An 8,265-nucleotide genomic window follows, 5' to 3' on the forward strand; every position below is an offset into this window, starting at 1 on the left:
GCGGAGGGCGATGGCGTCGCGAAGGAAGCTGCGCTGGAAGTGGAGGAGCCCCCAGCGCGGGGCCGAGTCGGCGCAGGTCCCCGACAGGGCCGTGGCCGACCGGGTTCTCGGGTGGTGCGGACGAAGCGGGCGTCCTCGGGGTGGAAGCGGATCTGCGCGTACGGGTGGCAGCCGCCGCCGGGGTGTTCAGGCAGGTAGCACAGCGACACCTGGCCGGGGGTGCGGCCTGGTGCCGGCCAGGCCGCGCGGGCGGGGGCCGACGATGGCGTCGTAAGAACTCCGTGCGGCCGGTGCGGTGGTGGGAGGGGCCGCGACCCGGCAGCGGCCGCAGCGGGTACAGGCGCAGGTACTCGCGATGCGTGGCCCTGCGGGTCCGGCCCGCCGGACGTGAGATCCGCAAGGCCACGGCCGCCACCGCGCTTCCGGTCCGCCGGCTGCCTGCCGAATGGCCCGCCGACAGGGACGAGCCCGCGCAGTTCTGGCTCTCCAGCCCGCCCGAGGCCACCCCCGCCGCGCGCCCCCGTGCGCACCGCGAAGCTCAGCCGGCGCATCGGGAACGACGACCGCGAGATGAAACAGCCCCTGGTTCCGGCCTGCTTCGAGGGCCGAACCCGGCCGGGCCGGCCGGTGCGGTGGGCCCGAGCGGGGGCGTCCCGCTCGGGCCAGAGGCCGCCGCACCGGCCGGCCAGCGGCTTTGTCCGGTGCTTGTCCGCCCGTTGAGCACGAGCCACGAGGATGGGCGCGATGCGGTTCAGGCCCCGCGAGGGGCGGCTGCGGACAACGGATCGGGGATGCGGCGTGGGCAGCGAGTGGTTGCGTGGATTCGGGTCGCCCGGCGGGAACGCGCGCCACGCGGAACGGCCGACGCTGCTGTGCTTCCCGCACGCCGGCGGCGCAGCCAGCACCTATACGTCCCTGTCGCGCGCTCTCGCCTCCGAGGTCGAGGTCCTCGCCGTGCAGTACCCCGGACGCCAGGACCGTAGGAGGCAGGGGCCGCTCACCAGCATCGACGCTCTCGCCGACGCTCTCACCGAGGTCGTCCGGAGCGAGCTCCACGGCCCCTTCGCCTTCTTCGGGCACAGCATGGGGGCCGTGATCGCCTACGAGACCGCCCGTCGGCTGAGTGAGCGTCGGGCGAGCACTCCCGTGCGTATGTTCCTCTCCGCCAGAGGAGCACCGGGCGTCGTGCCGAACCCGCGCGACCGCATCGCCACCGATGCCGAACTTCTCGCCGCGGTGCGGCGGCTCGGCGGCACCGCCACGGCCCTTCTGGACGATCCGGAAGTGCGCGAGATGGTGATGCCCGCACTCCGGGCCGACTACCGCGCGCTCGCCACGTACGTATGGCGGCCGGGTGAACCCCTCGCCATGCCGTTCACCGTGATGGCCGGTGACAGCGACCCGGTCGTCACCGTCGCCGAAGCGTCCGCCTGGCGGGACTTCACCACGGCGGACACCACGATCGACGTGTTTCCCGGCGGGCACTTCTACCTCGACGGGCAACTGCTCGACGTGGCACGGGCCGTGGTCGACGGTCTGGTGGACGTCATCCCCTCGTCGGCGACCCTCGCCTCCTGAGCGATCGGCCGCGTCGCGGCGGCGGCAGGCGCGGCGGTCCGAGCCCGGCGGCCGGCCGCGTGTGCCGCCGTTCAGCCGGTTGAGCCTGCCCGGCGAGAGCCCGCCGCGCCGGCGGCTTCCGACACATGCGAGGTGACGTCGCCCTCGCCCGTCGCTCATCAGCCGTCGTTCGTCGCCCCTCGTTCGTCGCCCGTCGCCCGTCGCCCGTCGCTCGTCACCCCTCGCCCGTCGTCCCCCGCTGCTCGGCGCGAGCACCAGCCCCCGTGCGCGATCTCGCCCACGCCGGAGCCCTGCCCGGCGACTCGCCGACGCCTGAACCGGGCCCGGGAACCGGCCTGCCCGGACACACAGCACCCCGCGCCGCATCCCTCATCCGGGTCGACGGCGCAGCAGCGCGGTCAGGTCCGACCGGTCCGAGCTGATACGGTGCGCCGGCCGCTCGCCTCGGTCAGACGCCCTGGGCACGCGGCCCGGTCCGCTGCAGGACGCGATCACCCTCCATGTCGGCTTTGTTCGGCCCTTGCACGAGATTTGTGTGGGCTTGGATCGCCGTCCCGCACCCTGGTGAAGGGATCTTGGCCTTGCCCGAGGGCGCCGCGCGAGCCGCGCGGCCGTCGCAAGGAGTGGGCCAAGGACATGCGGCGAGCGGGGGGGATCTATGCAGTTCCGATTGTTGGGGCCCATGGAAGTACTCGACAACACCAGGCCCGTGGGCCTCGGAGGCACCAAACAGCGCGCGACTCTCGCGTATCTGCTTCTGCACGCGAACAAGGTCGTGGCCACCAGTCAGCTGATGAACGCTCTGTGGGGAGAGAGCGACGCCCCGATGACAGCGCGCAAGATCCTTCAGAACGCCGTCTACGGGCTGCGCAGCGTCATGCCCTCCACACCCGGCACGGAGGGCATGGGAGGCGCGGCGCTGCTGACACAGCCGCCCGGCTACACGATGAGGGTCGACCCGGAGCGGCTGGACCTTCACCGGTTCCAGACGTGGGCCGGTCAGGGCCGGAGCAGACTGGCCGAGGGGGCGCCCGAGGCGGCCGTGCCGCTGCTGCGGGACGCTTTGGCGTTGTGGCGCGGGCCCGCCCTGGCCGATCTGGTCGAGAGCGGGGTGCGATGGCCCGAACTGACCGCGATCGAGAACACCCGACTCGACGCGATGGAGGACTGCTTCGAGGCCCAGTTGGCCTGCGGGCGGCACCACGAGATTCTGACGGAGCTGGAGACCATGGTCCAGGCCGAGCCGCTGCGGGAACGCTCCTGCGGCCAGCTGATGCTCGCCCTGTACCGGTGCGGACGGCAGGCCGACGCGCTCACCGTCTACAGCCGGGTCCGTTCGGTACTCGTCGAGGACCTGGGCCTTGAGCCGGGCCGGGGTCTGCAGCGGCTGCAGCAGTCGATCCTCACCCAGGACCCCGGGCTGGCACCTCCTCACGCACCTGTCCGCGACCTGCCGGCCGCTCCCCACACCGGTGGTGCGCGGACGCGGATCTCGTCGGCCTCGTCGTCCGGAAGCCTCGACTCCTCCGCGGCGTACTCGCGGCCACCGGCACCCGTGCCCAGGGGCGAGCCTCGCGGGACGGACGACGAAGCGGCGGCGGTGGACCAGCGCACCCAAGCCGACCGCCGGCTGGTCAGCATCGTCTGTGTACGCATCCGGCTGGCCCCGTCCCTCGGCAGCGGAGCCGTGCAGAAGCTCGACGACCTCCTGGACGGTGCGGCCCTGCTCGTACGGGAGCAGATCGAGCGGTTCGGCGGGACCGTCATGGCCTCCATCGGATCGGTGACCATGGCCCTCTTCAGGCTTGACGGCCCGGACGCCTGCTCTCCCGACCAGGCGGTCCTGGCGGCCCTGGCGATCCGCGACGTTCTCGACGCCTCGGACGGATCGGGGTCGGTCCCGGACGAGTCGATGGTGCACGCGACGGTCACCATGGGAGAGGTTCTGCTGCGTAGGCGGGGGCGTGAGGAGACGCCCACCGTGATCGGAGCGGTTCTCGACCAGGCCCAGGCGACTCTCGCCGACGTGCCCTCGGGCGAGGTCTGGGTGAGTCCGGAGATCCGGGCCGCCAGCCGGCAGACCGTGGTCTATCGCCGCTGTGAGACGTCCGGCACGGCGTGGCAGGCGCTGGGCGTACCGTCCACCGACATCACGGACACCGAGCAGGCCATCGAACTCGACGTCCTGTGCGGCCTCATGAATCGCACGCTCCACCGGGCATCACCCCATCTGGTCACCGTTCTCGGAGAGGCCGGCACGGGAAAGAGCAGGCTTCTGGATGAGTTCACACGCTGGCTCGCCGGTCAGCCCGACGCGCCGCACGTCCTCTCCGTCTGCACCCCCAGGAATTCCGGCGAACTCCCGCTCGCCGTGGCCGGCCGGCTCCTGTCGATGTACTGCGGTGTCCGTCCGGGTGACGGTGAAGAGGCGGCGCTGGCGGCCCTGGAGCGGGAGGTCCGGGCCCTGTACCCCTCCGACCAGACGGCGCGACTGAGGCTGAGCCGGCTTCGGTGTCTCGTCGCCTTCGCGGGCGTCGAGGTTCACTTCGGGGAGATGTGCCCGGGGGAAGTGCTGGACGCGTGGCGGGAGTTCATGCAGGAAGCGGCGCAGCGACGCCCTCTTGTCCTGTGCATCGACGACCTGCACCACGCCCCCGACATGACCCTGGACGTCATCGAGGAACTGGCCGAGTCCACCGGTGCGGGGAGGCTGTTCGTGGTCGCCTGCGCCGGACCCGAGCTGTTGGCCCGGCGGCCGTCCTGGTCCGGCGGGAGGCGGCGTACGACCACGGTCACCCTGGACCGGCCCGAGCGCATCAGCAACGAGCAACTGGTGGAATTCCTGCTCTCGGTGTCGCGCAGCGAAGGGTCGCAGAGCTTCAGCGAATAGAGAGACCGCGTCGGACAGAATTCCGCTTCCTCGTGGATGACTTCTCCTTGCCCACCGTCGGGTAATCGGCCGACCACCCCCCGTCGTGGTGGCTCGGATGACTTGCTCGTGACCGGCAAGGGAAGCAGGCGTAACAGGATGGGTCCTGGATATCCCCCGTATCAGGGTCGTAACTCGACCCGTTCAGGAAATCTCTTACGCGTTCGACGAGGAGCTGCACATGAATTCGGTATCGGAACGGTCTGAACTCGCGGAGCCGCATATGCGCGCACTGCTGGCCACCGCAGGGCTCGACGTGGAATACGTGCGCGGCGAGGCGAACACGCTGTACCGCCGGGTCGGGGACGGGAGCGAGGCGCCCGTTCTCGACTTCGCGGGCGGGTACGGATCGCTGATGTTCGGGCACAACCACCCGCAGATCGTGGCCAGAGCACGGCAGCTCCTGGACGAGAAGTCCCCGATCCACGCGCAGTTCTCGTCCCATCCCTACGCCAACCGGCTCGCCGAGGAGCTGAACCGGATCATCCACCGGGAGCTCGGCACCGACGAGCCCTATTACGCGACCTTCGCCAACAGCGGTGCCGAGGCGATAGAAGCCGCGGTCAAGCACGCCGAGCTGGACCGCGTGATGCGCCTGACCACGACGCTCGACGAGATCGCCACCGGCATCGAGAAGGTCCGGGCGGCGGCGGAAGAAGAAGGCACGGCGAACGTCGGTGACCCGGTGCTGGAGCGCCTCGGGATCGTCCGCTCCGGGAGCCGGCGGGCCACGGTCGACAGCGTGATCGCCGAGGTGGTCCGCAGGAACGAGGAGCAGAGCGCGAGGGTTCCGGTCCTCCTCGCCCTGGAGGGCGGCTTCCACGGAAAGCTGATGGGCAGCGTCCAGCTGACCCACAACGAGGGCTACCGGTCCCCGTTCGCGGCGCTCGGCGCGCACGCCCGCTTCGTGGACCGGAACCGGCCGGATGTTCTCCGGGAGATCCTCGCGGACGAGCGGGGCACACTTCTGGGGCTGATCCTGGACGACGGTGAGGTGCGGCTCGCCGAGCACGCCCACCCCGCGTTCTGCGCCTTCCTGATCGAACCGCTGCAGGGGGAGGGCGGCATCCATCCGCTCCCGCCCGCGTTCGCCCGCGAGATCCAGGAGTTCTCCCGGGAGGCGGACTGCCCCCTGGTCATCGACGAGATCCAGAGCGGCATGGGCCGCACCGGCGCCCTCCTCGCCAGCTCCCGGCTGGGCCTGCGCGGCGACTACTACGCCCTTGCCAAGTCTCTGGGCGGCGGTATCGCCAAGGCGGCCGTGATGCTGGTGCGCACCGCTCGCTACCGCCCCCAGTTCGAGCTGGTGCACAGCTCGACCTTCGCCAAGGACAGCTTCTCGTGCCAGGTGGCGCTGAAGGTCCTGGAGCTGCTGGAGGCCGACGGAGGCCGCGCCTACCGCCTGGCCGAGGAGCGCGGCGCGGCTTTGGAGACGATGCTCGACAAGGTGCGCGCCGCCTTTCCCGATGTCGTCAAGGAAGTGCGGGGCAAGGGCCTGATGCTGGGCTTCGAGTTCGAGGACCAGTCCGGCGCGCGGGACGACGTGATCCGGGACGCGGCCGGCTCCGGACTGTTCGGATACGTCATCGCCGGACACCTCCTGCATGCCCACGCCATTCGTACCTTCCCCACCGCGAGCGCGGTGAACACCCTGCGCTTCGAGCCCTCGATCCTGATCACGGACGAGGAGATCGGCCGCCTGGAACGGGCTCTCACCGACGTGTGCGGGATTCTGCGAGAGCAGGCGTCCCATCGCTTGGCCATTCCTGCCTGACGCCGTGCGGGACGTCGCATTCGCCTGACGATTACTGCCCCGTGGCCGGACGTTGGGGTGATGCGGCGTCCGCCCGGAGTAGCGTCGGGTTTCCCGTTTTCCCGCGCGCTCTTCCCCCACCTTCTTTCCCGCACCCCCTCACCGCACCCCTTCCCGCACCCTCTTTTCCACGACGGCGCGACGGTTATTCCCGGTTCGACGGGGCCGTACGGCCCGAGGTGCCGGTCACATCCTCTTGTTCGGCCCGTCGGCCACATTCCTGGCTCATGAGGAATCCATTGATGAAAGGTCAGCCGAAGTTCATGATGAGTGAGCATGCTCCGACATCAGACGCCACGGACATCGAGCGGGGCGAGCCGGTCGCCGTCATCGGGATGTCCTGCCGGTTCCCCGGGGCGGACGGCCCCGCCCCGTTCTGGGAGCTTCTCCGCAGCGGCACCGACGCCATCACCGATGCACCGGCCGACCGCTGGGGCGAGGGGGCCCCGGCCGCCGTGACCCGAGGCGGATTCCTCGACGCCGTGGGGGACTTCGACGCCGCCTTCTTCGCCATCTCGCCGCGCGAGGCCGCCGCGATGGACCCGCAGCAGCGGCTCGTGCTGGAACTGGCCTGGGAGGCGTTGGAGGACGCGGGTGTCCTGCCGGGCTCACTGCGCGGCAGCAGGACAGCCGTGTTCGTGGGAACCCTGCGCGACGACTACACCAATCTGCTGTACCAGCACGGAGCCGGAGCGCTCACCCAGCACACGATGACGGGCGTGAACCGCGGTGTCATAGCGAACCGGGTGTCGCATCTGCTCGGGCTGCACGGGCCGAGCCTGACCGTCGACTCCGCCCAGTCCTCCTCGCTCGTCGCCGTGCACCTGGCCTGCGAGAGCCTGCGCCACGGCGAGTCGACCGCCGCCATCGTTGCCGGGGTGAACCTCAACCTGCTCGCCGAGAACACGGTCACCGAGGAGCGGTTCGGCGCGCTCTCGCCGGACGGGGTGACGTACACCTTCGACGCCCGTGCCAACGGTTTCGTCCCCGGAGAGGGCGGCGGGGTCGTCGTCCTCAAGCCGCTCAGCCGGGCCCTCGCCGACGGCGACCGTGTCTACGGGGTGATCCGGGGCAGCGCGGTCAACAACGACGGCGCGACCGACGGTCTGACCGTGCCGAGCCAGGACGCTCAGGAACAGGTCCTGCGGGCTGCCCGCGAACGGGCCGGCATCGCTGCCGACGACGTGCAGTACGTGGAACTGCACGGAACCGGGACCCCGGTGGGCGACCCCATCGAGGCCGCGGCGCTCGGCGCCGCACTCGGCACCGGCCGGGGTGCGGGGCGGCTGCTGCGCGTCGGTTCGGTCAAGACCAACATCGGGCACCTGGAAGGCGCGGCGGGCATCGCGGGGCTCATCAAGGCGCTGCTGAGCATCCACCACCGCCAGCTGCCGCCGAGCCTCAACTTCCGTGACCCGAACCCGGCGATCCCTCTGGAGTCCCTCCGTATCGCCGTACAGGAGGAGCTGACCGACTGGCCGTGCACGGACCGTCCGCTCGTCGCCGGAGTCAGCTCCTTCGGCATGGGCGGCACCAACGCGCACGTCGTTCTCAGCGAGGCTCCGGCGGCCCGGAAGGCCCCCGACCGGCCGCAGGCCGCCACCCCCGCCCTGCTGCCGTGGGTCCTCTCCGGCGAGAGCCGGGCCGCGCTGCGCGCCCAGGCGGAGCAGCTGAGGGCGTTCGTCTCGGCCGGTACGCCGGACGGCGCGGAGCTGTCGCCGGTGGACGTCGGCTGGTCCCTCGCCGCTACCCGTACCGCGCACACGCACCGTGCCGTCGTCCTTGCCCCGGACCTGACGGGTCTGATGGACGGACTGGGGGCCGTGGCGGAGGGCAGGTCCGGTCCTGGTGTGGTGACCGGTGTGCGGGTTCCTGGGCGTACGGCGTTCCTGTTCACCGGACAGGGAGCACAGCGGGCCGGGATGGGACAGGAACTCTACGACAC

Annotated in this window: 4 protein-coding genes; all 4 read left to right on the forward strand. The window is 71.0% G+C overall.

What is annotated here, in order from left to right:
- The first annotated feature begins 798 nt into the window (after positions 1-798).
- Complete coding sequence (locus tag ACGF2Y_RS32190; RefSeq protein WP_392954783.1) at positions 799-1,578, forward strand: thioesterase II family protein; 780 nt, start codon at positions 799-801, stop codon at positions 1,576-1,578.
- 682 nt (positions 1,579-2,260) lie between these two features.
- Positions 2,261-4,468 (forward strand): BTAD domain-containing putative transcriptional regulator, encoded by a 2,208-nt coding sequence (locus ACGF2Y_RS32195; RefSeq protein WP_392954784.1) that lies wholly within the window; start codon positions 2,261-2,263, stop codon positions 4,466-4,468.
- A gap of 220 nt (positions 4,469-4,688) precedes the next feature.
- Positions 4,689-6,281 carry an aspartate aminotransferase family protein gene (locus ACGF2Y_RS32200; protein ID WP_392954786.1) on the forward strand — a complete coding sequence of 531 codons (1,593 nt, stop codon included), beginning with the start codon at positions 4,689-4,691 and terminating at the stop codon, positions 6,279-6,281.
- A gap of 302 nt (positions 6,282-6,583) precedes the next feature.
- Positions 6,584-8,265, forward strand: a 1,682-nt coding sequence (locus tag ACGF2Y_RS32205; protein WP_392954789.1) for a type I polyketide synthase, incomplete at its 3' end; no start/stop codon positions are given.

Source organism: Streptomyces sp. NPDC048142, assembly GCF_043202835.1.
Classification (GTDB): domain Bacteria; phylum Actinomycetota; class Actinomycetes; order Streptomycetales; family Streptomycetaceae; genus Streptomyces.